The sequence below is a fragment of the Rossellomorea sp. SC111 genome, assembly GCF_024733565.1.
Classification (GTDB): domain Bacteria; phylum Bacillota; class Bacilli; order Bacillales; family Bacillaceae_B; genus Rossellomorea.
The window spans coordinates 45183-65741 of sequence record NZ_JANIOC010000001.1 but is presented as its reverse complement, the minus strand read 5'-3'; the positions used below and the strand labels follow the sequence as shown (position 1 = coordinate 65741).

The window sequence follows — 20559 nt, the reverse complement described above, 5'->3', positions numbered from 1 at the left end:
AAAAAAGAGCTGTCCCTAAGCCAGCTCTTTTTGGATTATATTTTAAAGCTCGAAATTAACTCTTTCAGTTTTTCAGCTTGCTGTGAAAGTTCGGATGCACTTGCCGTGACTTGTTCCATGGCAGCAGATCCTTCCTCTGACGCAGCGGCAGTGGTTTCGGTGTTGGAAGCGGTCGTTTCTGCAATTTCATTTACTTGGGCAAATGAAGTGGCCACCTCTTGACTGAGATTCAGTGTATTTTGAATATAGTCGACCATTTCATCCACGACAACCGTTGTTTTCGTCGTTTGACTCAGGATATCTTCAAGGGATGCATTGGTTTCATTGGTGATTTCAACACCTGCAATAACTTCCTTCACCCCATCAGAATTTTGCTTTATGATGATATTGACTTCTTCCTGAATGCTGTGGACAATCTCCGTTACCCCCTTGGCAGCCTGTCGGGATTGTTCAGCGAGCTTTCTGACTTCATCTGCTACGACTGCAAATCCCCTGCCGTGTTCCCCGGCCCTGGCTGCTTCGATGGCAGCATTCAGTGCGAGAAGGTTGGTTTGTTCGGCAATGTCAGTGATAGTGCCAATAATAGTGGTGATTTGCGTTGAACGTTGCCCCAAGGCTTCGACGGTTTCACTAGTATTGGACATGGTTTCTTCAATGCTCATCATTTTAGTTGAAGAGGCGTGGACGGTTTTACCACCTTTTTCAGCAACGGCCCTCATATCCCGGGCGGTTTGTCTTACAAGTTCTGCCTGGTTGAATAAGAAGCGTGCTGCCTCCTCCAGGCTGTTCATTTTTTCTAAAGAAGAGGACATTCGATGTGTCGTCTGGTCACTTCCAGCTGCAATTTCACTCGATGTTTCCGCAATGGACGTAATCGTGCGCGATGTTTCCTCTGCAGATGCGAGAAGTTCCTGGCTGCTTGCCGATACGTTTTCTGCCATCTCAGAAACCTGCTTTACAAGGATGGCAATCCCTGCGATAAGCTGATTCGTATCAGAGGCCAGGTCAGCTAACTCATCTTTTGATTTTACATGGATTCGTTTCGTTAAATCTCCACCTGCATTGGCGATCTCTAAAATAGATGTACTGATTTTCTTTGTATTGGTTTTAATCGTATGAGATAAAATGATTCCAAAGAATACCGCTAACAGAACCGCGAATGCCGATAAGCCGATGGTGACGATTTGCGATAGCTGAACTTGTCGGGTCAGTGAGTCGATACGATCATCCAGGTCTTTTTGCTGGTCCACGATGATCATATCTACATATGAACGAATGCCGTCCAGATATTTTTTACCCACTCCTGTTTCGACGAGGTTTGCAGCTTTTTCGAGACCCTTATCTTTCCTGGTCTCGATCACCCGATCGACAAATTGCATCCAGAATCCGTATTGGGCTTCAATTTTCCCCATCTTTTCAATCTGCTCGGGGTCATCTTTCAAGAGCGAATTTAAGTCTTTGATTTGACCTTCCACTTCTTTTTTTCCATTTTGATAGGGTGCCAGAAAGCCTGTCGCACCTGTAATAACAAAGCCTTGCTCCCCGATTTCGATATCATTTAAGACTTTTGAAAGATCCTTTAATTTGGTATCGACTTTCATATCGTATGTGATCAATGTGTCGATCTCTTTCTTGAGCTTCATCATATTGAAGTAAGAAGTAGACGCAAGGACCAACAGGACAATGGTCAAAAGACCGAATGACAGGACGACTTTTCCTCTTATTGTACGAAAATAAGAGAACATACCAAAGGTCTTCTTAGAACTTTCTGTTTTTACTTTCTTTCTTTTTGGCGCTTTTAGTTTTTTTTCTCTAATCTTTTTCACCGTTTCCCCCTCCTGAAGATAAGCAAAAAGTAGCATCAAAGGATGAACTTACCATTATTTTATACATATCGACCTAATATATCTAGTCCATTCGGAGAAATTTTGTCGAATTTTTGAGAATTTTAGTATATTTCAATCAGAGAAAAAAGTAAACTCTCTTTCTATCGTTGCCTGTTTTCAGAGGAAATCCAAAGATAAGATGATTTTTTAATAAAAAATGAAAGATTCGGCTTTTCACACATATGAATAATGTATGGGAAATCTTGATGAGCATCCAGATGAGCGAATCGAAAGAGAGTACGAATCTGATTCTTTCAGGAGGGGGAACAATGCCTCATTCGCATTTAATAAAACCGTTGATTGGGGAGCAATATCCAACGATTGATTATGGAAAGGGTGTTTATTTGTATGACACCGATGGCCATGAATATGTAGATGCCTGTTCTGGAGCGGTGACGGCAAATTTGGGACATGGTATGGAAGAAATTCTTCAATCCATCGTGAATCAAGGAAACAAAGTGGCGTTTGTGTATCGATCACAGTTCAGCAATCAGCCGGCAGAGGAGTTAGCCTCCTTTTTGAATGAGAAAACAGGTTATCCCTGGACGTTCTTTGTAAATAGTGGCTCAGAGGCAGTGGAAACAGCCATTAAGATCGCCATTCAACATTGGCAGGAGAAAGGGAAGCCGTTGAAGAGGAAAATATTATCACGGTGGCTCAGTTATCACGGAATCACCTTTGGTGCCTTATCAGCTTCAGGTCATCCATCAAGAAGGGAACGGTTTGATTCGTTTTTAGGGGACTGGCCAACCATTGAACCGCCTTATTGTGCACACTGTCCATTTGGGAAGACTTACCCTTCATGCGGGTTGGCATGTGCGTCCCAACTGGATACCATGATAAGCAGAATAGGAGCTGCAAACATAGCTGCGTTTATCGCAGAACCAATCATTGGAGCGGCAGGGGGAGCAATCACCCCTCCCAAGGGATATTACGGACGGATTAAGGAAATCTGTGAAGCCCATGACATTTTGTTCATTTCCGACGAGGTGATGACCGGATGCGGAAGGACGGGAACCTTCTTAGCGTTAGAACAATGGGGGGTTAAGGCAGATATCGTCGCAGTTGGCAAGGGCCTGAGTGCCGGATATGCCCCGATCGCTGCAACCCTCATTTCAGAGAAGATCATGGAACCGATCGTACATGGAAGTAAAGTAATCATGAGCGGTCATACCTTCAGTGGGAATCCCATGTCTGCGACTGCTGCATTGGCCGTTCTTAAGCTGATAGATTCAGAAAGAATCATTGAAGGGGTCGATCAGAAAGGGACCTATTTAAAGAATCTCCTGGAAAAATGCAGAACGGAATTTTCCTTTATTCAGGACATCAGGGGAAGGGGCCTCATGTGGGGGATTGAATTTGATGAACGCGGAACAGGATTTACGTCTTTCATCGTTCAGAATGGAGTGGAAAACGGAATATTATTATACCCTGCGTCAGCTGGAATAGATGGTAGGAAGGGCTCTGCCATAATGGTTGCACCACCATTGAACAGTACGAAAAGAGAGCTCGAGGAGATTGTTAAAAGGTTGAGAAGGACTTTTCAAATGGCAGCAGAGAATTGGAAGGTGACTTAGATGTCAACACATCACAACAAAATGAGGCATTATGGTGAAATCCGCCCCTATTTTCATGATGAAATGACGTTGATGTTTGGTGGGTTTGGAGGGGTTGGCTCACCGCCTACCATGATAAACCATCTTCTGAAATGGGGTGTGAAAGATCTTACCATCATCGGAAACGACACAGGTTTCCCCCACATCGGCATCGGTCAATTGGTCGCAGAGAATCGAGTGCGGAAAGTGATTGCTTCACATATAGGCTCTAATCCGATTGCAGGAAGGTTAATGAGTGAAGGGGAGCTTGAAGTTGAATTCTCTCCGCAAGGTATTTTAGCTGAAAGAATCAGGGCAGGCGGAGTGGGATTAAAAGGAATCATAAGCGACATAGGGGTGGGTGACCCATATTTGAACAAAGGAAAGACTTTCGTTGAAGTAAAAGGTGATCGCTTTGTATTCGAGACGGCATTGGTTGCTGAAGTGGGTATAGTCTTTGCAAAAAAAGCCGATACATTCGGAAATCTCGTCTATGACAAGAGCGCAAGGAACACGAATCCCCTTGTCGCGATGGCCTCGGATATTACGATCGTCGAAACGGAGGAAGTGGTCGCTTACGGAGAGCTGGACCCCGAGGAAATTGTCACTTCTGGGGTATTTGTGGATCATATTGTCATGTCTAAAGGAGTAGATTGGAAATGGGCCTGGGAAACGAATTGAAGGGAAAGATGGCAAAACGGGCAGCGCATGAGGTGAAAGAAAATATGATTGTCAATTTGGGGATCGGGATTCCTTCCCTCGTTCCAAATCATCTTCCTAAAGGATTTCCGGTCATATTTCAATCTGAAAATGGAATCATTGGTATCGGTCCTGCACCAGTGGAAGGCAATGAAGATGAAAATTTGTGTAATGCCGGAGGGTTCCCGGTTTCGTTGATGGGTGGGGGATGTTATACAGATAGCTCCATCGCTTTCGCCATGATCCGCCGGGGGAAAATCGATTTAACGATACTTGGATCCTTGCAGGTCAGTGAAACAGGTGATCTTGCCAATTGGATCATCCCGGGCATAAAGGTCCCGGGGATGGGAGGAGCAACCGAACTTGCCTCTAAAGCAAAGAAAGTCATAGTACTTATGACCCACTTAGACAAGAACGGCGGAAGCAAAATCGTGAGGGAATGTACCCTTCCATTAACGGCGGGCCGCTGTGTTTCGATGATCATCACCGACCGAGCAGTATTCTCAATTGAAGATGATCAACTAATCCTGCGTGAAATATTCCATCCTTATACATTGAAGGATATAGAGGAGACGACAGAAGCCCGCTACATCTTAAGCCCTGATATCAAGTTTATAGGATAGGGGGAGGAATTCAGATGGACACTCATCGCCTCATAAAAACTATCATAGAAGGAAAAAAGAAACGAACGATCAAGCTTCTGCAAAGGTTGGTCCAAGAGGATAGTGTCAGGGGAAACGAATCAAAGGCACAGGCGATCATGATAGAAAAATGCAGAAAGCTCGGCTTAGAGCTAGACATTTGGGAAATAAACGAGAGTGATTTAAAGCATCATCCTTTTTATAAGTGTGACCGGAATAACTTTAAAGGTAATCCCAATGTAGTAGGGGTATTGAAAGGCAGAGGCGGGGGAAAAAGCCTTCTCTTAAATGGGCATATTGATGTTGTACCGGAAGGGGATCGAAAAGATTGGATCAATGATCCCTATAGCGGACTCATCAAAGACGGAAAGCTTTACGGGCGGGGAGCAACGGATATGAAGGGCGGTTCGGTTGCTTTGCTTCTCGCCATTGAAGTGATAAAGGAGTTGAATATTCCTTTAAAAGGGGATGTCATCTTTCAGAGTGTTATTGAAGAGGAAAGCGGGGGGACGGGTACCTTAGCCGCCTTAATTAGAGGCTATAAAGCGGATGCTGTCATCATTCCTGAGCCGACCAATATGAAGATATTCCCTAAACAGCAAGGGTCCATGTGGTTTCGTCTAAAGGTAAAGGGGAAATCTGCCCATGGGGGAACCAGGTATGAAGGGGTAAATGCAATAGAGAAAGCGTATAAGGTCGTTCAAGTTCTACAGCAATTGGAGAATGCACGTAATGAGAGGGTGGATGATCCTTTATATAGAAATATTCCGATTCCATTACCGGTTAATATCGGAAGAATCGAAAGTGGAAAATGGCCATCTTCCGTTCCTGATATGGCTGTCATAGAAGGAAGGATAGGGGTAGGACCATGGGAGACCCTCGAGGAAGTTGAACTGGAATTTTCAACCGAAATTTCCAAGCTGAAATCAATCGATTCATGGTTTGATGAACACCCGGTTGAGGTGGAATGGTTTGGCGGGCGCTGGCAGCCTGGCAACCTACCAAGTGACCATGAATTAATACACACCCTTTCCCTGCATGCTAAACAAGTAATGAAGTCAGATCCAATCATTGAAGCCTCACCTTGGGGAACGGATGGAGGGATCCTGTCTCAAGGAGGCAATATGCCTGTGGTGATTTTTGGACCGGGAACAACTGAAGTGGCCCATGATGCAAATGAATACATTGAATTAGAGAGGGTTTACCAGTCGGCTGAAATTATTTCTCTCTTCATGGTCGATTGGTGTAATAAACCCTCATGATTTTTATCTAAACGGGGCAGAAGGTAATAAGAGGCAAACCCACGCGACGAGAGAGGATGGTCATGACCAGGGCATTCCCCGAAAAAAATGATCATCCCTTTCATCACCTTTAGACAGGAACAACTCACTTGATTCACGTATGAGGTTGTTCCCTTTTTATGGTGGTTTGTTTCATATCTTATCTCCTGCCTTCATATGTTTGTTAAAAAGGGGCTTAAAAGAATGCAAACATATGAATATATACAACAACCAAAACTGGAAGCAACCATTTATAAAGATGACTATAATCGTAGACTCCGGGTGGATGAATTCAGGGGGAACGCAGGAAGTCTATTGGAATACATGGAAGATACGGCTGAAAGCCATCGGTTCGAAAAGATCATTGTGAAGGCAAAGTCAAATCAGGTTCCCCACTTTGTAGAAAAGGGGTTCATTGTGGAGGGGGGAGTAAACGGTTACTTTAGGGGAGACAGGGCTTTCTTTATGAGTAAATTTCTGACGGATGATAGAAGGAATAGTTCTTATTGGAGAAAAGAGGATGACATTCTCCAAGCGGTTCAACAGCTTGATAAACAAACCATGGAAGGTTCAGGGTTAATTTCTGTAGCCAACAGGGAGCATGCAGAGAAATTAGCAGATCTGTATCAAGAAGTGTTCACGCTTTATCCTGTACCATTACAAAATCCCGATTATATAAGAGAATCCATGAAAAATGGGACAATCTTTGTGTACATCGAGGAGGATGGAAGGATAATCAGTGCCGCTTCGGCAGAAATATCTTTTTCCAATAAGAATGCTGAACTAACGGATTGTGCTACGAGATCTTCTCATCGTAAAGGCGGGTATATGAAACATCTGCTAAGGAAATTGGAAGATGAATTGGTGAGACAGAATATTTTTTGCGCTTATACGATTGCCAGGGCTCTTTCATTCGGGATGAATGCGGCATTCCATCAGCTTGGATACAAGTATGGTGGGAGACTCGCGAATAACTGCATCATCTTTGACAAAATGGAAGATATGAACATTTGGGAAAAGGATTTAAGCGAGAGGTAGAAGAAATCATATTTGCGGTAAGAGAGTCTTTTTTGGAACGAAAACTTTTTGGAAAGTTGGTGGAGTAGATGAAAATGAATCTCTATAAACCAAAAAGGGATTGGAAGGATATTGAGCTTTGGAAAGATGTCACGGATGAACAATGGAATAACTGGTTATGGCAGCTGACAAACACAATCAGAACCCTTGATGACTTGAAGAAAGTGGTGAACTTGACGCCGGAGGAAGAAGAAGGGGTCAAAATTTCAACTAAGACCATCCCGTTAAATATTACTCCGTACTATGCATGGCTGATGAATGAGGAGGATCCCCGCTGCCCGATACGGATGCAGTCCGTACCGATTGGACAGGAAATCCATAAAACAAAGTATGACCTGGAAGATCCTTTACATGAAGATGAGGATTCACCGGTCCCGGGGTTAACGCACCGATACCCTGACAGGGTGCTATTTCTCGTCACCAATCAGTGTTCCATGTACTGCAGATACTGTACGAGAAGGAGGTTTTCAGGACAAATAGGAATGGGTGTTCCGAAGAAGCAGCTTGATGCGGCTATTGAATATATAAGGGATACGCCGAGCGTAAGGGACGTACTGCTTTCCGGCGGGGATGGTCTCTTGATCAATGATCAAATACTCGAGTATATATTAAAGAACCTGAGGGACATACCGCATGTCGAGATCATCCGGATTGGAACGAGGGCACCTGTCGTGTTTCCACAACGGATAACTGAGAACCTTTGTGATATATTGAAGAAATACCATCCGGTTTGGTTAAATACACATTTCAATACATCCATTGAAATAACAGAAGAGTCCAAGAAGGCATGTGAGATGCTTGTAGATGCGGGGGTTCCTGTAGGAAATCAAGCTGTGATCCTGGCTGGGATCAATGACAGCGTCCCGATCATGAAGAAGCTTATGCACGATCTTGTTAAAATTCGCGTTCGTCCGTATTATATTTATCAATGTGACTTATCGGAAGGGATCGGCCATTTCAGGGCACCTGTCAGCAAAGGACTTGAGATCATTGAAGGATTGAGGGGGCACACATCCGGTTATGCCGTCCCGACCTTCGTGCTGGACGCTCCTGGAGGCGGGGGGAAAATATCCCTGCAACCGAATTACCTGATATCCCAAAGTGCTTCGAAAGTGGTCGTAAGGAATTTCGAAGGCGTCATCTCCACCTATCCGGAACCGGAGGAATACGTAGCAGGAAGGGCAGATGAATACTTTAAAGAGGTTTATCATGATGAAGAAATCAAGGAACCTACCATTGGTATCGCCGGATTGATGAATCAAACCCATTCTTCCCTTACGCCCGCTGGTCTCAATCGCTTGGAGCGTCGCAAGGAATATCAGGAGAACCCGGATCACAATTCTCTCAAGGACTTCAGGGGGAAAAGGGATCAGCTTAAGGAAAAGAAGCATAAAGCGATGCTTTCAAAAATGAATCAGGAAAAAAATGATGATAAGGAAGGAACCATCAATGGCTAAAAATTCGGCGAAGGTGTGCGAATGGTGTGAAGAGAACACGGCTCATGCTCATCAATCAAGTGTGTATTGGGAGCTGCCTGATGGCTCACGGGCGATTCAGATTGCGAATGTCCCGAGCCTCTGCTGCAGTCATTGCGGAATGGACTACCAGGAGGAATCCATCATCAATGAGATTGAAGACCAACTGATGCTGATCGATACGAGGTTAATTGATAAAGTGATTCCTTATAAAGACTTAATGGCGCTTCCACGCTTACTTAAGAAGAACTATTTTCGATTTTAGCAGGTGGAGGCTACGATTTGCTCTCATTCGAAGCAAACACTTTACGAATTCATCTTCTTCCGCTATCCTTTTAGAAAAGAAAGAACAAGGGCAGGTGGAAGAGATGAGAAAATCCTTTTATCATTACTTAATGAAATACAGGCAACCTACTGCCAAGGATGATATAACCCGATTTGCGAATGCAGCATATGATGATCACAGCTTTCCGAAACAGTCCGGGCAATACCATGAAATCAGCTCCTATCTCGAAATGAATGGGCACTATCTTGAAAGCATGTCCATCTTCGACACGGCCTGGGATCATTACCAATTAGAAGAAAAAAATTAACGATACATCCAAGCCAACGGACTGACATTTGTTTCCCGCAAACGTCGGTCCTTTTTAAAAAACCAAAGCCGCGGAAAGCGAGCGCCTGCAGTGGAAATCAACCAGCAGTTTCCCTTTAATAGAAAAACATTATTAAAGTTCACCTTAAGTTATTTGATTCGTTTTTTGGTCATCTCATGAAAATTTTCTTACCCTAAAGAAAAGATAGTCAGGGATTTCGTGTATACCGATATGAATGTTATTGCATATCATATAAAAAAGGCGATTAAGGGTGAGGGGAGAATGAAGAAACGAAAAGAGCCTAGATTCAGAGTTGGGGAAACGGTAGTCGTCACAATCTATGGCACCGTCGGGAAAATCACCGACATAAAAAAGATTGACGGAGAGTTTTTATACGAGGTTAACGAAAGTGAAGGGTTATTCAAGGAAAAAGCATTAGAACTGCTTGATTCTTATGATGGATATATTTTTGAACAGGAACAGATCGATATTGAATACAAATTTTTGTTTGGAGACCTTGTCATCGTGAAGGGATACGAAGAGGATCTCTTTAAAGTGGTGGGTTTCAGAACAGAAATATGGCGATATAAAGATGATGCCTGGGAAGACGTGATCTATGAATTAATGAGGATCACAGACGGTGAATGGCTGGAGGCAGACGAAGATGAAATTACCCTGGTTGCCGATGAAGAGCAGGCAGAAGCTTTTATAAAGAAATATGGATTCGTCTTCCCGCAAAAAAAAGAAGGTAAATCAAAATCGCTCCATTCACCTGCTTACCCTAAGCCAACCTGGATTGATCAGCTCCTTGATCATTACAATGACTATAAAACACTGTACCTATTATTCAATGATAGTAAATACAAGAATAAAATGGATTATGTGTTAGAGCAGTTGAAGAATCATACAAACACACAGTCTATCGTTAAAGAGAAGGAATAAGCCACATAATATATAGAAAAACCGGAACGCTTATGACCAGGAATGATAATAGGATGACACGAAGGATCCATTGCATGCCTGAAACAATGATCCCTTCTCCATTCTCCAGGTCTCTTACCATTGATTTCGTTTTTTGGGTAAATATATGTAACATATTATCGCTCCTCTACCTTTGATGATAAAGTCTATGCTTGTCTTTAAAATGTTATGAAAACTTTTTTCTCCTGGAATAACCGGGATAGTATTGTCATAAATTGAGAATCAAAGGGGGCGATCACATGCGGGAGATAGAAGTCTTTATCGACACCGAGGAAATTGCTGAGTTCTTTATGAAAGAACTGATCCAAAGAGGGTATGCACCATCAGAAGATGAGCTTGAAGAAATAGCGGATATCACATTCGAGTATCTGATTGCCAAATGTATCATTGATGAGGAATGGGAAGATGAGGTTTAAACTCTTTTCACCCATCAATATGGATTTCGCTTAGTATGCCAACGACCATTCATATAACGGGGATTGACTCTGATGTGTCCCTCAAACCTTCTTTTATGAAGGAATGGGGGGCACATTATTTTGAGTCAATCCCTCTTTAGTTTCAGAAGAATAGTCGTCCTTGCTTTCCATTTCCGGGTCATAGAGAAATGAGGAGGGACCGTCATCGTCAAAAGCGGGGACATCACCTCGATCAGTTGTCCTCTAAACCAATCCGTCGACGATGGATCGTCATAACTGATATCTTCCCAGACAGCTCCTAGTTCGGGGCTGAATAAATGCTTTCTTTTCTTTCCCCTCGAGTATATATGCGGCCAATAATCTTCCCTGGATCCCGTATGTGGATGATTAAGGGAGAAAGCCAGTGCAGTGGGAAAAACAATCGGATGGAATAACACTCTATAAAGTTTCTTACCTAATTGAATTCTGCGATCCACTTTCTCAAAGTGAGAAACAGAAAGTCCGGCCAGGGTGTATGGGGGGTGCTTGCCATAAGGAAAGAGTATGGAAGTGAATTCCAGCCGGTCCTGTAGGAAAAACTTCCACTTTTCAATCCCCATATTAAGGTTGGGACTGGATAGAATCTTGTTTTGAATCAGGTGCTGCTCATTCATAATGAGTGCGGTAGTCAACACGGGATGATTCCGCGTTTTGAGATAATCTGCCCATATCTTCCACATGAATACCGAAACGTTGAACTTTTTCAGGAGGTGAAAGGGGTGACGGCCGGTTAATTTCCATTTTTCATAAAGTAATAGTTGAGGATAAGCATCGTTAAAGATCGCTGCATTACATCGTTCCAGAAACTCGAATAGAGATTGTTGTTCGTGGTCACTCATTACTTGTGAGAGTAGCTCGTTCTGGATATCTGTCATATGATAACCGGCATTTCTGGATACCATGTGGGCGAGAAAAGACCAGTGAAGTTCAGGGTGTTTTTTGAATAAATCAAGATAGCAAGAAGTTCTTGTCAGGTTATTGACGTTCCCTTTTTTCACTTTGAAGAAAATTTCCTTGAACAAAGCCTGATCTTCAGGAAAATAGACATCAGGGACCGGTTCCTGCTTCATTTCGTCGTAAAGCCTGAAAACCGCCGGCACATCAAGAAGGGGGGACATATCCTCACGTTTACCCGGTTTAAATAGGTTTGAAATGATTTGAAACGGTGAATAACCCAAGTAATCACACCTCTCAAAAAATGAAAAAATATTTCTTTGTGTGAAACTAATCCTTTTGAAAGGAATTTGCCCTTACAAGAAGTTATTTTCTAACCATGTCCAATATGTCCGGAATGAAAGGGATGCACTGGAAACTTTATCTCACCCACTCTTCCCTGAATTCATTATGGTTAACGAATAGAAGGGGCTGCCCCATCTTGTCATGAAAAAAATGAGTGGCCTAACCTTTGAGGAATTGATTTTTCAAGAAGGAAAAAAGTATACAGAGGAAGAATCCTTAAAGGTAAGTGTGCAGGTACTGACATTAGTGGACTTCATTCATCAAAAAGGGTATGTAAAACGGGATTTGAAATAAACGAGGAGGAATTCTTATATGTCATTTTTTAACAAAGTATTTGCTTCAATCGGTATTGGAGCAGCCACAGTGGATACCAAATTAGAGAAATCGAGCTACGTTGCAGGAGAGACCGTAAACGGGGTGGTGGAAATTACGGGAGGAAGTACGGAGCAGAGTATCGATGCCATCTATTTAACACTTTTCACTACATATATTCGTGAATCGGATGACAAGAAATATACAGATTACGCCCCGATTCAAAAGGTGCAAATATCCAATCCATTCACCGTTTTGGAAAATGAAAAAAAAGAATTTCCATTTACCTTCACACTGCCCTTCGAAACCCCGATTACATATGGGAACACCAGGGTGTGGGTAGCCACGGGGGTGGATATCAAAAATTCAGTAGATCCAAAAGACAAAGATTATATTGAAATCGTGCCGAATCACTTGACCAATGCCATCCTGACTTCTGTACAGGAGCTCGGCTTCAGAATTCGCACAGTGGAATGTGAAGAGGCGCCAAGACGCTACAGAGGAAGATATCCTTTCATTCAGGAGTTCGAGTTTGTACCGGTGAATGGACCATATCAACGTAAATTGGATGAACTTGAAGTAATGTTCCTGAATCAAACGGAAGACCATGTGGAATTGCTTCTTGAAGTGGACAGACGGGCGAGGGGACTGGGGGGATTTCTGGCGGAAGCTCTCGAAATGGATGAATCCATGGTAAGGGTGACCATAGGTTCGTCAGATGTTCCCCAATTAGCATCGAAACTTCAACAAGCCATCGACAAATTCGCGTAAATATTCCATTCGACAAAGATTCCTATGATTCTGTGAAGGATTCGACACGCTGTTTGTGTAATTGAATGAGTACAACATTATGACGGAGGGGTACTCATGCCTTTACTTGAAAAAATCATTCGTCCAAAGCTTTTGAGATCGACCTATGACGTGACCATCTTCCAAACCCCTAATTATGGGGAGGATAAAGGGTACGAGAAGGTTTACCGTATCTCGGTAGAAGCAAACAATCATGAAGAAGCCCTGTATCAGACATTCCGAACGTTTAATGTACCTGACTTACTTCCAAAGGATTATCAAGGCAGATATATCGCAACACGTGACATCGTCTTCATTGATGAAGGGCGGAGGGGACATCATTATTATCGTCTCCAGTCAAACGGCTGGAAGAGGGTGAACCGGATCGTCATTCATTAGATAAAGTTTCATTCGAAAAAAGGAAAGAATCTGCATAGGCTGGATTCTTTCCTCTTTTTATGACTCCTTACATGTTATGTCCAGGACCATTTTTTCTATTTAGACCTGTGTTCTCTTTCCCGTGTGCATCATGCTCGGCCTCTAATGCTTCTTTTGGGATGTGATTATTTTTCTTAGGGGCATTGATTCTATTTCGGTGTTTTTTTCCCATTTAAGTGTCCCCCTTTGTTATGATTTAAGTTTTTCGGTTCTTGAAGAATTTGGTTGTGTCCCCGACCGGGTAGAAGGGTTGGTTTCATTTGCATGTTGTACTGCCTGCTTTAGTTTTTTGCTCATTTGTTCTTTAGCCATGGTTAATCACTCCTTCTGCCTTTATTTTTACCTCTCAATCAGCATTCTATCCTGCCATTTCCTAGCGTTGCATATGTCCGGGAAAAGGATTACAATGGTCTTTCAACAGTCTTGATAGGAGGAATAGTTAAGTGAGTATACATATTAATGCGAAAGAAAACGAAATAGCAGAAACAGTTCTTTTACCTGGAGATCCGCTTAGGGCAAAATATATTGCAGAAACGTTCTTGGAAGATGTAACCTGCTACAACGAAGTCCGTAATATGTTTGGATACACGGGAACGTATAAAGGGAAAAGAATTTCGGTGCAGGGAACCGGAATGGGTGTCCCGTCAATTTCAATTTATATTAATGAATTGATGCAAAGTTATAACGTTCAGAACTTGATCCGTGTCGGTACATGTGGTGCCATTCAAAAAGACGTGAAAGTGCGTGACGTCATCCTGGCTATGACATCATCCACCGATTCACAAATGAATAAATTAACGTTCAATGGGATCGATTATTCTCCGACAGCGAACTTTGATCTTTTAAAACGTGCATATGATGCAGGGACAGAAAAAGGACTTAATCTGAAGGTCGGAAACGTATTCACTGCTGACATGTTTTACAATGACAATGCGGAGCATGAAAAGTGGGCTCAATATGGTATTCTTGCCATTGAAATGGAAACGTCCGCCCTTTACACGTTGGCAGCTAAATATGGTCGAAATGCACTTTCGGTCCTGACTGTGAGCGATCATATCCTGACAGGGGAAGAAACCTCTTCAGAAGAGCGCCAAACGACTTTTAATGAAATGATCGAAGTAGCTTTAGAAGCGGCCATTCAAGAATAAATTACAGCGGCAATAGGAAAAAACTGCTTACAATCCCGAATCGGGTTGATAGGCAGTTTTTCATTTTGTGAAGTTTATCCTGCTTACATATAGCTCTGGACATGGTAAGATGGAGAATGGAACCATTATAGAGAAACTAGGTGAAAGTATGAAAAAGATCATCTTCGTAACTGCTGCCTCCCTGGTTATGTTATCAGGTTGTTCGCAAGTAGAAGAGTGGTCAGACGAATTATTTGGCCAAAAACAGCAAGAGACACAGGAAAAGGAACCAAAGGTGCAGACACCTGACAACGGGCAGGATGAACAAGCATCGCCGGAACAGAAGCCGTCCGACGAAGAAGCGGTTCCAAAAGAGCTGCAATTAGAGTCCCAATACTTCAATGACGTAAAAGTCGTGGGTGGAAAACAGGTCATTCAAAATCCCTCCAATTTATTAGCATTGGTAAATAAGGAATATGCATTAGATGAATACAAACCTGCAGATCTAGTCCGTCCTAACGTTCCTTTCGTATTCGGGGATCAGGACCTTGAAAAAGCGCACCTCCGTAAAGAAGCGGCACAGCAGCTGGAAAAGATGTTCGCAGATGCTAAATCTGGAGGGGTATTCTTGACAGCCATTTCAGGTTACCGTTCATACGAGTACCAGAAAATGCTCCTTGATAGGGAAATAGCCCAATTCGGTGAAGAAAAGGCGGTCATGGCCGTTGCGCCTCCGGGACAAAGTGAGCACCAATCAGGATTGGCTATGGATATTTCCAGTCAAAGCAACCAATTTCAAGTAAATATAGAATTTGCTGATACGAAAGAAGGAAAATGGCTGGCAGAGAATGCATATAAGTACGGGTTCATTCTTCGCTACCCTGAAGATAAGGTATCCATTACCAAATATCAATATGAGCCTTGGCACTATAGATATGTTGGGAAGGAAGCCGCTAAAGTGATTCATGAAAACGATTGGACACTTGAAGAGTACTTTAATAATGTAAAGAAAATCTAATGATGATAAAGGGTCAGGGACTATGTTCCTGACCCCTTTTTAAATGGAGATTCAGGGAATAAGGGGAGATATTCCTTTCCGCCTTGTTCTCTTTTTTTATATTTTCACATACAACAGTAATAAGGGATGTCCAATTTGGGATTGGTGGGTGGATGATATGATGAGGGTGTTTAGTATTATCATCATTGGAAGTGTTTTCGTCGGGGTGGGCATCAATCTATTTTTCGTCCCCCACCATTTTCTTGATGGGGGCATGATTGGGATCGGATTGATTGCCCACTATTGGCTTGGTGTGAAACCAGGTCTTACCATCATTCTCCTGAGTATCCCCCTTTATCTGCTTGCATTTTTTAAAGATCGAATTCTTTTTTATAACAGTATTCATGGGCTATGGTTGTCCTCTTTGATGATTGATTACTTTTATCATTGGCATACCCTCTTACATCTTCCTCCGCTAATGAGTGCTTTTTTTGGTGGTGCTTTTGTCGGGATCGGAATAGGCCTCATGTTAAGGGGGAATTCTGCGACGGGTGGATCTGACTTATTGGCACAATTAATGGGAAAGACTTTTGGATGGAATGTCGGTAAGCTGATCTTTGCCTTTGATAGTGTCGTGCTAATGGCTGGCTTCCCCATAATTGGAACGGAAGCATTTTTATATTCTTTGTTAGCTGTAAGCACGGTTGGTTTTTTTACGACGATTTTGACACATCATAATGGGAAAGATGAATTTTCCTTTCGCTAACATGGAAAAGCTGATAGAATGAAGAAGTTATGAGCTTAAGATTGCTCAGCGGGATGTTTCATGATATTCTAAACGAAAATTCACACAAGATACATAGCAACGAAAGTGGTGGAAGCTTTGGAACAAGATAAGACAGAACAGGCACAACAAGAAACCCAGTCAAGTTTTATAAAAATGAAAAAATTCAAATTCGTCATGCTCCTATTTTTCCTCGTATTCTTAACGGCAGGAATTACAACATTTGCATTGGCGTTTGGGGATGAAAAGGCAGTCAATGTAGGGGTTACAGAACGATCGGAATTTGAGAAGCTGTATGAAGCTTATGATAAGTTAAACCAGAATTATTACAAGAACCTGGACCAGGACAAACTTGTAAACGGTGCGATCAATGGGATGATCGATAGCGTCGGGGATCCCTATTCCGATTATATGAACGAGGAAGAGGCGAAGAAGTTCCAGGAAAGCATTTCTTCTTCGTTTGAAGGAATCGGAGCAGAAATTCAGGAGAAAGATGGTTACATATCCATCGTCTCTCCAATTAAAGGTTCTCCTGCAGAAAAAGCCGGCCTGCAGCCGAACGATGTCATCACGAAGGTAGATGACAAAAGCATTCAGGGAATGTCTGTGACAGATGCCGTTCTTCTTATTCGTGGTGAAAAAGGCACGAAGGTAACCTTGACCATTCAGCGCCCGGGTCAGGATAAGCCAATGGAAGTCACCATCACAAGAGATGAGATTCCGATTGAAACGGTTTATGCGGAAATGAAAGATAATGGTGTAGCTGAAATCCAAATCACGAGTTTTTCAGAGAATACCTATAAAGAACTGACAGAGGCCTTAAATGAAATGAACGATAAAGGCATGAAGAAACTCGTTCTGGATCTTAGACAAAATCCAGGTGGGTTACTTGATCAAGCTGTCAAGATCTCGAATCTGTTTGTGCCTGAAGGTGAAGTCTTATTCCAGGTGAAAGACAGTAATGGTAAAGTGGAAAAGTATGTATCAGAATCAGGTCAGAAGGTTGAAGTTCCTACAGCTGTACTGGTTGATGAAGGTAGTGCAAGTGCTGCAGAAATCCTGTCAGCAGCTGTAAGTGAATCCAATGATATACCTTTGGTTGGAACAAAGACATTCGGTAAAGGGACCGTCCAAACGGCAGAAACCTTCAAAGATGGCTCAAACATGAAGTTTACGACGGCTAAATGGCTGACGCCAAAAGGAAATTGGATTCATGAAAAAGGCATCAAGCCAGATGTTGAAGTGAAAATGCCTGATTATGCCCAGCTTCCTTACATCAATCCAGACAAGGAACTAAAGGAAGAAGATTTATCAGATCAAGTGAAAACAGCAGAGCAAATGCTCGAAGCCCTGGATTTAAAACCCGGGAAAGTAGACGGCTATTATGATGCAGATACAACGGCAGCCGTTAAGGAATTCCAGGGGAAAAACGACCTGGAAGTGACAGGCACACTGAACGGGGAAACCATCTTAAAGCTTATGACCGACTTAAGAGAAAAGCTGAAAGAAAACGATCCTCAACTGAAAAAGGCCATTGAAGTGTTAAATAAAGAACAATAAATTCTAGGTCTCAGGTGATTTCACCTGGGATCTTTTTTATTTCGGTAAGCAGATTCCTTCATGGATGGTCGCTCGACGGAAGTATCCCACATGATCGAAACGATTTTTAAAGGGTGGTGTTCGAGGAATAGGATTTACATCCAGTCATCATGGACTTTCTTGGTTCACGTCACCATGAATGAAATTCAGAGGAATCAAGGTCAAGGAACGATTCAATCTTTCTCATTTTTCTTAGGATCAAATCGTGGAGGTAGTCCTTGTATTTTTGATCATCTGCCAGATCATATTCCATATGGAGAATTTTTAAATGTTCAAGGTGATCCTTTAATGTTTTTTCATCGCTGTCTGACCCACCTGACTGAACTTTTCGGAGAATGACATCCACTAATTTGTCGTGAGTAGCCTCAATCGTCTTGGTTCCTTGCCTGGCATAGATTGCCCCGTAGCGCAATTCCCCCCTTGTGACAATGGAAGTGTAAGGAACGTACCTTGGATCATAATCGATTATGAGGACTTGGAAACGCTTTTGGCTCATCAATGGATGGGTGCTTTCAGGAAAAATGAAGTCTTCAGTTCGATAACGCAAATATTTAGGCAGCAGATGTTGTAATTTATTGTCAACATCTGCTTTATCCAGAAATTCTTCATCGGTCAATCCTTTTAATTCGACTGATCCATCATCAAATTGCATCACCCCGATGATGATACATCCACCTCCTGTATTCGATATGGCCAGGATATGTTTTGCCATCTTGGTGAATTCGATCCAATCGGACTTGAAATCCACATAATCTGTTTCGCCGGTATTATGAAGTAACAGATCCTTCAATGTTTCATGAGAAGGATTCTTCAGAAAATCTCTTAACTTGAGCGGAACAATCTTCTCATAATACATGAATATCCCCACCTTTTAATGGTTCATCAAAAGTCCAGATGGGACGGTACACATCCACCATCTTCATATTACATTCTATGCGTAAAAAAAGTGGATAACGCTCTTTAAATGAATAATTCTTCCTTTCCTATTGTCATCAAGTCATGATGTCCGTTGTGTTCCTATTCACTTTCTAATAAAATGTGTATAGGGATGAATGGAAAGGAAGGTTACATGAAAAAAGATGTCTATATATTATCCGGATTTCTTGGCAGTGGAAAAACGACTTTACTTAAACAATTGCTGAAATCTTTAAAGGATCATGATAAAAAACCCGCGGTATTGATGAATGAATTAGGAAGTGTATCCATCGATAGTGATGCGGTGGAGGATGACACAGCATTACGTGAACTTCTTGATGGATGTATTTGCTGCACCATTTCAGAGAAATTGGAGTCACAGCTCCAGGAACTTCTAGTGAACGAAGACTTTGATGTTATGGTCATAGAAACAACGGGTGCTGCACATCCGGTTGAGGTGGTCGATTCCATTCTGTCTCCTCTGTTCGCCGATCGCTTTGAATTCAAGGGAATCGTCACAATAGTGGATGGCCTGCAATGGCGTAATAGAGGCGACTTCAGTCCGGCTGTCTTACATTTGATGAGAGAACAAATCCGTCATGCCCAGTACATAATTGCAAATAAAATGGACTTGCTTACTGAAATGGAACAGGGGACGTTTTCTTATGAACTACAGCAAATTAATCAAAATGCCAAGGTGTATTTAACAAACTATTCTCAGGTATCCATGGAAGATATTCTTTCTTTAAGTGCAAAACAAGAGGCAATATCATATGATAAGTCCACGATTGGGGACCATCTGACCCTGCAGGCAGTCGTCTATACCTTCAGTGGTAATGTAAATGGAGAAGACTTTGAAGAATGGGTGAAAACCCAGCCTGATACCATTTACAGAATGAAGGGGTATGTTCCATTGCAAGGAAGGAACTATCCTGCGTTGTTTCAGTATTCATACGGCATGCCGCTCTTTATGCCCGGAGATATGAAATACCCTACGAACTTCGTCATAATCGGAGAAAATTTACATAAAGAAGAAATAATACAGTCTTTACAGAAGATTGACCTGACGGAGTAATCTGGAGGCGGTGGGGGAGTCCTTAATTCGTTTTTCTCTAAAAGGGGATTCAATGTGATAATGGTCATAACAAATTTAAATCATTGACAATTTCAGATAAAATGTATATTATTAAATAGTTAACTTAGTGAAGTATTTATTGAGTGTAAGAAAGGTCGATTTTTAGTGGGAAAAGAATTGTTCGAGCTAGAAGGACTGTTTAGGTCCGTTTTTAGAATGATGAAATCAGATATTCGAACCATCTTTGGAGAATTCATTTCAAATGGGGAATTCCGGGTGCTTCAACTCATCAGGGAAAATGGTGCACTGAAATCCTCGGAAATTTCAAAGCGAATGGAAGTCTCCGCAAGTCACATTACGTCCATTACAGATACACTAGTTGAAAAAGGCTATATCACAAGACAACGATCCAATGAAGATCGCAGAGTCGTAGAATTGGCCATCACTCCTCAAGGAGTGGAAGTGCTGGCCCAGTGTGAAGAGAAGAAGTCGCACTATTTTCAGCAGTTATTCCAAACCTTTGAAAAAGAGGAGATCCATCACCTGATCGAACTGTTTGAGAAACTGTTGAGTTCATCCGTTCGTAAGTAATAACATTTTTC

25 protein-coding genes are annotated in these 20559 nt (G+C 42.3%); 19 read left to right on the top strand and 6 right to left on the bottom strand.

Annotation, left to right across the window (positions count from 1 at the left end):
• Positions 1-35 precede the first annotated feature (35 nt).
• A complete protein-coding gene (locus tag NQ095_RS00355) occupies positions 36-1826 on the bottom strand; it encodes a methyl-accepting chemotaxis protein (protein ID WP_258261546.1) in 1791 nt (596 codons plus the stop codon).
• A 329-nt stretch (positions 1827-2155) separates the two neighbouring features.
• On the opposite strand from NQ095_RS00355, the gene NQ095_RS00350 reads away from it, so the two are divergent.
• The 9 genes from NQ095_RS00350 to NQ095_RS00310 all read left to right on the top strand — a co-directional run bounded on the left by NQ095_RS00350 (position 2156) and on the right by NQ095_RS00310 (position 10188).
• The gene (locus NQ095_RS00350) at positions 2156-3463 is read left to right on the top strand and encodes an aspartate aminotransferase family protein (RefSeq protein WP_258261835.1); all 1308 of its coding nucleotides are present in this window, start codon (positions 2156-2158) and stop codon (positions 3461-3463) included.
• Complete coding sequence (locus NQ095_RS00345; RefSeq protein ID WP_258261545.1) at positions 3464-4162, top strand: CoA transferase subunit A; 699 nt, start codon at positions 3464-3466, stop codon at positions 4160-4162.
• Positions 4141-4803, top strand: a complete 663-nt coding sequence (locus NQ095_RS00340) for a 3-oxoacid CoA-transferase subunit B (RefSeq protein ID WP_258261544.1) — start codon at positions 4141-4143, stop codon at positions 4801-4803. Before NQ095_RS00345 ends, NQ095_RS00340 begins: the two co-directional genes overlap by 22 nt.
• Positions 4804-4817: 14 nt before the next feature.
• Positions 4818-6083 (top strand): peptidase, encoded by a 1266-nt coding sequence (locus tag NQ095_RS00335; RefSeq protein WP_258261543.1) that lies wholly within the window; start codon positions 4818-4820, stop codon positions 6081-6083.
• Between the two features lie 222 nt (positions 6084-6305).
• Positions 6306-7139: a putative beta-lysine N-acetyltransferase gene (ablB, locus tag NQ095_RS00330; protein WP_258261542.1), complete on the top strand. Its 834-nt coding sequence runs from the start codon at positions 6306-6308 to the stop codon at positions 7137-7139.
• A 68-nt stretch (positions 7140-7207) separates the two neighbouring features.
• Positions 7208-8635, top strand: a complete 1428-nt coding sequence (kamA, locus tag NQ095_RS00325) for a lysine 2,3-aminomutase (RefSeq protein ID WP_258261541.1) — start codon at positions 7208-7210, stop codon at positions 8633-8635.
• A complete protein-coding gene (locus NQ095_RS00320) occupies positions 8628-8918 on the top strand; it encodes a YokU family protein (RefSeq protein ID WP_258261540.1) in 291 nt (96 codons plus the stop codon). Before kamA ends, NQ095_RS00320 begins: the two co-directional genes overlap by 8 nt.
• 103 nt (positions 8919-9021) lie before the next feature.
• A complete protein-coding gene (locus NQ095_RS00315) occupies positions 9022-9246 on the top strand; it encodes a YozE family protein (RefSeq protein ID WP_258261834.1) in 225 nt (74 codons plus the stop codon).
• Between the two features lie 282 nt (positions 9247-9528).
• Entirely contained in the window at positions 9529-10188 is a 660-nt protein-coding gene (locus tag NQ095_RS00310; RefSeq protein WP_258261539.1) for a hypothetical protein, read from the top strand.
• On the opposite strand, the gene NQ095_RS00305 is transcribed toward NQ095_RS00310, so the two are convergent.
• Entirely contained in the window at positions 10172-10342 is a 171-nt protein-coding gene (locus tag NQ095_RS00305) for a hypothetical protein (RefSeq protein ID WP_258261538.1), read from the bottom strand. The two genes, NQ095_RS00310 and NQ095_RS00305, sit on opposite strands and share 17 nt — an antisense overlap.
• Positions 10343-10466: 124 nt before the next feature.
• Here NQ095_RS00305 and NQ095_RS00300 point away from each other — a divergent pair, with 124 nt between their 5' ends.
• A complete protein-coding gene (locus NQ095_RS00300) occupies positions 10467-10643 on the top strand; it encodes a YozD family protein (RefSeq protein WP_079531952.1) in 177 nt (58 codons plus the stop codon).
• Between the two features lie 125 nt (positions 10644-10768).
• Here the strand turns inward: NQ095_RS00300 and NQ095_RS00295 are convergent, their stop codons facing one another.
• Entirely contained in the window at positions 10769-11860 is a 1092-nt protein-coding gene (locus NQ095_RS00295; protein WP_258261537.1) for a DUF2515 family protein, read from the bottom strand.
• 202 nt (positions 11861-12062) lie between these two features.
• On the opposite strand from NQ095_RS00295, the gene NQ095_RS00290 reads away from it, so the two are divergent.
• The 3 genes from NQ095_RS00290 (at position 12063) to NQ095_RS00280 (ending at position 13421) form a co-directional block, all read left to right on the top strand.
• Positions 12063-12215: a protein kinase family protein gene (locus tag NQ095_RS00290; protein WP_258261536.1), complete on the top strand. Its 153-nt coding sequence runs from the start codon at positions 12063-12065 to the stop codon at positions 12213-12215.
• Positions 12216-12233: 18 nt separating this feature from the next.
• Positions 12234-13004: a sporulation protein gene (locus NQ095_RS00285; RefSeq protein ID WP_258261535.1), complete on the top strand. Its 771-nt coding sequence runs from the start codon at positions 12234-12236 to the stop codon at positions 13002-13004.
• Positions 13005-13100: 96 nt separating this feature from the next.
• Positions 13101-13421 carry a YodL domain-containing protein gene (locus NQ095_RS00280; RefSeq protein ID WP_258261534.1) on the top strand — a complete coding sequence of 107 codons (321 nt, stop codon included), beginning with the start codon at positions 13101-13103 and terminating at the stop codon, positions 13419-13421.
• A gap of 67 nt (positions 13422-13488) precedes the next feature.
• Here the strand turns inward: NQ095_RS00280 and NQ095_RS00275 are convergent, their stop codons facing one another.
• Both NQ095_RS00275 and NQ095_RS00270 read right to left on the bottom strand, forming a co-directional pair.
• Complete coding sequence (locus NQ095_RS00275; RefSeq protein WP_258261533.1) at positions 13489-13632, bottom strand: hypothetical protein; 144 nt, start codon at positions 13630-13632, stop codon at positions 13489-13491.
• Positions 13633-13649: 17 nt separating this feature from the next.
• On the bottom strand, positions 13650-13772 hold the full coding sequence (locus NQ095_RS00270) for a hypothetical protein (RefSeq protein ID WP_258261532.1): 123 nt from the start codon (positions 13770-13772) through the stop codon (positions 13650-13652).
• A 131-nt stretch (positions 13773-13903) separates the two neighbouring features.
• Here NQ095_RS00270 and deoD point away from each other — a divergent pair, with 131 nt between their 5' ends.
• The 4 genes from deoD (at position 13904) to NQ095_RS00250 (ending at position 17928) form a co-directional block, all read left to right on the top strand.
• A complete protein-coding gene (gene deoD, locus NQ095_RS00265; protein ID WP_258261531.1) occupies positions 13904-14608 on the top strand; it encodes a purine-nucleoside phosphorylase in 705 nt (234 codons plus the stop codon).
• A 148-nt stretch (positions 14609-14756) separates the two neighbouring features.
• Entirely contained in the window at positions 14757-15605 is an 849-nt protein-coding gene (locus NQ095_RS00260) for a M15 family metallopeptidase (protein WP_258261530.1), read from the top strand.
• A 157-nt stretch (positions 15606-15762) separates the two neighbouring features.
• The gene (locus tag NQ095_RS00255) at positions 15763-16350 is read left to right on the top strand and encodes a YitT family protein (protein ID WP_258261529.1); all 588 of its coding nucleotides are present in this window, start codon (positions 15763-15765) and stop codon (positions 16348-16350) included.
• Positions 16351-16467: 117 nt separating this feature from the next.
• Positions 16468-17928, top strand: a complete 1461-nt coding sequence (locus NQ095_RS00250) for a lmo1851 family serine protease (protein ID WP_258261528.1) — start codon at positions 16468-16470, stop codon at positions 17926-17928.
• Between the two features lie 169 nt (positions 17929-18097).
• Here the strand turns inward: NQ095_RS00250 and NQ095_RS00245 are convergent, their stop codons facing one another.
• The gene (locus NQ095_RS00245) at positions 18098-18823 is read right to left on the bottom strand and encodes an AlbA family DNA-binding domain-containing protein (protein ID WP_258261527.1); all 726 of its coding nucleotides are present in this window, start codon (positions 18821-18823) and stop codon (positions 18098-18100) included.
• 213 nt (positions 18824-19036) lie between these two features.
• On the opposite strand from NQ095_RS00245, the gene NQ095_RS00240 reads away from it, so the two are divergent.
• Positions 19037-19957 carry a CobW family GTP-binding protein gene (locus NQ095_RS00240; RefSeq protein WP_258261526.1) on the top strand — a complete coding sequence of 307 codons (921 nt, stop codon included), beginning with the start codon at positions 19037-19039 and terminating at the stop codon, positions 19955-19957.
• 216 nt (positions 19958-20173) lie between these two features.
• The gene (locus NQ095_RS00235; protein WP_258261525.1) at positions 20174-20548 is read left to right on the top strand and encodes a MarR family winged helix-turn-helix transcriptional regulator; all 375 of its coding nucleotides are present in this window, start codon (positions 20174-20176) and stop codon (positions 20546-20548) included.
• Positions 20549-20559: the final 11 nt, after the last annotated feature.

Excerpts from the sequence above, each read along its gene's own strand:
- NQ095_RS00350 (WP_258261835.1), top strand. The coding sequence starts at position 2,156 with ATGCCTCATTCGCATTTAATAAAACCGTTGATTGGGGAGCAATATCCA.
- NQ095_RS00345 (WP_258261545.1), top strand. The coding sequence starts at position 3,464 with ATGTCAACACATCACAACAAAATGAGGCATTATGGTGAAATCCGCCCC.
- NQ095_RS00340 (WP_258261544.1), top strand. The coding sequence starts at position 4,141 with ATGGGCCTGGGAAACGAATTGAAGGGAAAGATGGCAAAACGGGCAGCG.
- NQ095_RS00335 (WP_258261543.1), top strand. The coding sequence starts at position 4,818 with ATGGACACTCATCGCCTCATAAAAACTATCATAGAAGGAAAAAAGAAA.
- ablB (WP_258261542.1), top strand. The coding sequence starts at position 6,306 with ATGCAAACATATGAATATATACAACAACCAAAACTGGAAGCAACCATT.
- kamA (WP_258261541.1), top strand. The coding sequence starts at position 7,208 with ATGAAAATGAATCTCTATAAACCAAAAAGGGATTGGAAGGATATTGAG.
- NQ095_RS00320 (WP_258261540.1), top strand. The coding sequence starts at position 8,628 with ATGGCTAAAAATTCGGCGAAGGTGTGCGAATGGTGTGAAGAGAACACG.
- NQ095_RS00315 (WP_258261834.1), top strand. The coding sequence starts at position 9,022 with ATGAGAAAATCCTTTTATCATTACTTAATGAAATACAGGCAACCTACT.
- NQ095_RS00310 (WP_258261539.1), top strand. The coding sequence starts at position 9,529 with ATGAAGAAACGAAAAGAGCCTAGATTCAGAGTTGGGGAAACGGTAGTC.
- NQ095_RS00305 (WP_258261538.1), bottom strand. The coding sequence starts at position 10,342 with ATGTTACATATATTTACCCAAAAAACGAAATCAATGGTAAGAGACCTG.
- NQ095_RS00300 (WP_079531952.1), top strand. The coding sequence starts at position 10,467 with ATGCGGGAGATAGAAGTCTTTATCGACACCGAGGAAATTGCTGAGTTC.
- NQ095_RS00290 (WP_258261536.1), top strand. The coding sequence starts at position 12,063 with ATGAAAAAAATGAGTGGCCTAACCTTTGAGGAATTGATTTTTCAAGAA.
- NQ095_RS00285 (WP_258261535.1), top strand. The coding sequence starts at position 12,234 with ATGTCATTTTTTAACAAAGTATTTGCTTCAATCGGTATTGGAGCAGCC.
- NQ095_RS00280 (WP_258261534.1), top strand. The coding sequence starts at position 13,101 with ATGCCTTTACTTGAAAAAATCATTCGTCCAAAGCTTTTGAGATCGACC.
- NQ095_RS00275 (WP_258261533.1), bottom strand. The coding sequence starts at position 13,632 with ATGGGAAAAAAACACCGAAATAGAATCAATGCCCCTAAGAAAAATAAT.
- NQ095_RS00270 (WP_258261532.1), bottom strand. The coding sequence starts at position 13,772 with ATGGCTAAAGAACAAATGAGCAAAAAACTAAAGCAGGCAGTACAACAT.
- NQ095_RS00260 (WP_258261530.1), top strand. The coding sequence starts at position 14,757 with ATGAAAAAGATCATCTTCGTAACTGCTGCCTCCCTGGTTATGTTATCA.
- NQ095_RS00255 (WP_258261529.1), top strand. The coding sequence starts at position 15,763 with ATGATGAGGGTGTTTAGTATTATCATCATTGGAAGTGTTTTCGTCGGG.
- NQ095_RS00245 (WP_258261527.1), bottom strand. The coding sequence starts at position 18,823 with ATGTATTATGAGAAGATTGTTCCGCTCAAGTTAAGAGATTTTCTGAAG.
- NQ095_RS00240 (WP_258261526.1), top strand. The coding sequence starts at position 19,037 with ATGAAAAAAGATGTCTATATATTATCCGGATTTCTTGGCAGTGGAAAA.
- NQ095_RS00235 (WP_258261525.1), top strand. The coding sequence starts at position 20,174 with ATGATGAAATCAGATATTCGAACCATCTTTGGAGAATTCATTTCAAAT.